Genomic DNA, 3,175 nt, shown 5'->3' on the forward strand with positions numbered 1-3,175 from the left:
AACGCTGCCAGGGATCCCGCTGCCGGCACAGGTGTATCATGCCGATCGCAAAGGCTATTCCTACCTGGCCTCTTCTTTGGGGGCTCTGGAGACGGCCCTCGCGGATCCCCCCTTGAGTGCAAATCGCGCCTGGCGCAAGTTGGTGGCTTCCCTGCCCCACCGCAATTTGGGCTATGGCTATGGATCCCTGGGGTTGCTCTTGGAAAGCGAGCTGCCCGACCCGGTCGCGTCAGCGGCGCGGAGCGCTAAGGGATCCCGCTGGGCATCCACGCGCTTTGCCTTCGCCACCACAGCCCTAGCGGTTTCTGAAGCTCCCTACCCCGATCGGGGCTGCCAGATTACCCAAATGGGCAAGCTGTTTTGGGAGTGGCATTGAGGGTCAGACTATCCAGGGATCCCGGCAGTTGGCGTGGATGTATTTGGCCAGGTAGACCTGGTTGCCTGTTTCATTCCACTCCACAAAGTCGAAGATTTGGGTGAGCAGCAGCATTCCTCGGCCCGACTCTTCGGTTTCCAAGATGTTATGTTGGCATCGGTGGAGCTTCTCTTGGGGACAAAAGCCGGGCCCTTGATCTCGCACCAGCCATTGGTAAAAGGGCTCCGAGCTGGCGTACTCGATGATCACCTTCTTGTTGGGGTCGAGGCCGTTGCCGTGGCGGACGGCATTGATGATTGCTTCCTGTAGGCCCAAACGTATTTCCGCTCTCCAGGCAGGAGGGACTTTTGAGATCAAGAGATCGAGGACAGGCTGAGTGTAGAGGGTGGAGGGAAAGCTGATAACGCTCCAGGAGCAGTGGGCGGGTTTGAGGGAAAGGGCAATCACGGAGGCAGTCTTCCCTGGGGCACGGCACTCTGACCCCATTCTAGCAATCCCATCGGGGTCAACCCCAGCAGAGGTGCGGCAGGAGCTCGGCAAGGGGACTTTTGCCGTACCATCTTGAGTGGTAAGTCTCTTCGCGGTTTTATGGCGATCAAGGTTGGAAATAAGGTCAAAGTTCGCTCTGTCCAGGATCGCGGACAAGAAAACCTCAGCGCTCTGGTGGGCAAAGAGGCTGTGGTGCTGGCACGGCGTGTGGTCGATGGCAGCGGTGTCGGCTACATTCTGGAGTTTCCCGATCGCTCTCGACATTGGTTTTTCGAGAGTGAACTGGAGGTGCTCTAAGCCCCTGTCTGTGTTCTGTTGTCTAGAGGGTCGGTTGGTGGCTTCTCCTCCTCATTTGACTCGCCGTTTGCTGGCCCGCCAGATGGCCGCGCAGGTGGATGGCCTGACCGTGGAAATGGCTGCTGCTGCTCTGGAGGCTATGCTGGACAGCATTAGCCAATGCCTGGCCCAGGGGGGATCCGTGCGGCTGGCTCGCTTTGGCACGTTCTCGCTGCGCCATCGTCCCGCCCGGCAAACCTATCATCCGCGCACCAAGGCCCCTGTTCACATCCCGGCTGCCGATGTGCCTCATTTTGTTCCCAGCCCTGAGCTGGGGCGTCCAGCTGGGGTTCGGGTGTCCAAGTCTGAGTCCGCGGGATCCGTGTAGGGTAGCTGCAGAATGACTGTACTGCTGTGGTTTCGCACCGACTTGCGCCTGCTGGATCACCAGCCGCTGACGCGGGCCTGCCAACAGGGATCCCCTTTGATCCCCTTGTATTGCTTGGATCCCCGCCAGTTCGGCGAGACTTCCCTTGGGCTCCGCCCCAGAACCGGCCCTTTCCGCGGTCAGTTTTTGCTGGAGAGTTTGGCGGATTTGCGGCAGCAGTTGCGGTCGCGCGGCTCGGATTTGGTGATCCGCCAGGGACAGCCAGAACACGTGATCCCCACCTTGGCACAGGAGTGGGGAGTCAAGGCGGTCTACGCCCATGAAGAGGTGGGCACCGAGGAGAAGGAGGTGGCGGCTGCGGTTGAGCGGGCTTTGCAGCCTCTGGGGATCCCGTTGCAGGTCGATTGGGGCCACACCCTCTACCACCCTGAAGATCTCCCCTTTTGCCTCTCCCAACTGCCGGAGCTGTTCACCCGCTTTCGAAAGCAAGTCGAGGAAAGCACTCCCATCCGGGATCCCTTGCCCATTCCCTCGATCCCCCCCCTGCCATCGGGTTTGGATCCCGGCCCTCTGCCCACCCTGGCCTCGCTGGGGCTATCCCCACCTGCCGGGGATCCACGGGCCCGCTTCACCTACCTTGGCGGCAGCACTGCTGCCCATGCCCGCCTGCAAACCTACTTTTGGGATCTGGATCGGCTGCGCATCTACAAAGAAACCCGCAACGGCATGTTGGATCCCGACGATAGCTCCCGGCTTTCTGCTTGGTTGGCCCTGGGCTGCATCTCCCCTCGCACCGTCTATGCCGAGGTCAAGCGTTACGAGCAGGAGCGGGTGCGCAATGAGTCCACCTACTGGCTGGTGTTTGAGCTGCTGTGGCGGGATTATTTTCGGTTTATCTTGGCCAAGCACGGCGCCAAACTGTTCCGTCCTTCTGGGATCCAAGGGATCCCCATCCCTTGGCAGCAGGATTGGCCGCGCTTTCAGGCTTGGTGTCGGGGTGAGACGGGCTACCCCTTGGTGGATGCCAACATGCGGGAGCTGGCGGCTACCGGATTTATGTCCAACCGGGGACGGCAGAATGTGGCCAGCTTTTTGACCAAGAACCTGGGCATCGACTGGCGCATGGGCGCTGAGTGGTTTGAGTCGCTGCTCATCGACTACGACGTGGCCAGCAACTACGGCAATTGGAACTACACCGCCGGCGTAGGGAACGATGCCCGCGGCTTCCGCTACTTCCACATCCCCAAACAATCTCGCGAGTACGATCCCAAAGGAGACTATCTGCGCCACTGGTTGCCGGAATTGGCCGGGATCCCGGGGGATAAAATCCACGAGCCCTATCGCCTCACTGCTGCCGAGCAGAAGCAATTTGGAGTCCGATTGGGGGTGGACTACCCTCGCCCACTGGTGGATTTGGAGAAGTCTCTCGCGGCCAACCGACGGGTTTACGAAGCTGCCCTGGCCTGCCGATAGGCATTGCCTTGTCTGGGGCTTCTTCCCGAGAGGGGGCTGAGGGGATTTTCTGAGGCGCAGTTCCGGCCCAAGAGTGCTATTCTAGTTAAGCGCTGTCCTGGCTCAGTAGCTCAGCGGTAGAGCAGGGGACTCATAAGCCCTTGGTCGCGTGTTCAAATCACGCCTGAGCCATC

The 3,175-nt window shown here is 60.3% G+C and carries 4 protein-coding genes, 1 tRNA gene and 1 pseudogene; 5 read left to right on the forward strand and 1 reads right to left on the reverse strand.

All coding sequences use genetic code 11. From position 1 onward, the window contains the following. A pseudogene (locus NW820_RS04050) lies at nt 1–376 on the forward strand (hypothetical protein); the annotation flags it as partial. A 3-nt stretch (nt 377–379) separates the two neighbouring features. Here NW820_RS04050 and NW820_RS04055 read toward each other — a convergent pair. Continuing rightward, nucleotides 380–823, reverse strand: a complete 444-nt coding sequence (locus NW820_RS04055; protein WP_011432443.1) for an ATP-binding protein — start codon at nt 821–823, stop codon at nt 380–382. 141 nt (nt 824–964) lie between these two features. Here NW820_RS04055 and NW820_RS04060 point away from each other — a divergent pair, with 141 nt between their 5' ends. From NW820_RS04060 to NW820_RS04075, 4 genes are all read left to right on the forward strand, one after another. After that, nucleotides 965–1,162, forward strand: coding sequence for a cytochrome b6f subunit family protein (locus NW820_RS04060; RefSeq protein WP_041436278.1), 198 nt, complete (start codon nt 965–967; stop codon nt 1,160–1,162). A gap of 37 nt (nt 1,163–1,199) precedes the next feature. Further along, nucleotides 1,200–1,529, forward strand: coding sequence for an HU family DNA-binding protein (locus NW820_RS04065; RefSeq protein WP_238376891.1), 330 nt, complete (start codon nt 1,200–1,202; stop codon nt 1,527–1,529). A gap of 12 nt (nt 1,530–1,541) precedes the next feature. Next, nucleotides 1,542–3,002, forward strand: a complete 1,461-nt coding sequence (locus tag NW820_RS04070; RefSeq protein WP_414406752.1) for a DASH family cryptochrome — start codon at nt 1,542–1,544, stop codon at nt 3,000–3,002. 99 nt (nt 3,003–3,101) lie between these two features. Next, nucleotides 3,102–3,173 (forward strand) — tRNA-Met (locus tag NW820_RS04075). The last annotated feature ends 2 nt before the right edge of the window (nt 3,174–3,175 follow it).

The organism is Synechococcus sp. R55.7, assembly GCF_047461955.1.
GTDB lineage: Bacteria > Cyanobacteriota > Cyanobacteriia > Thermostichales > Thermostichaceae > Thermostichus.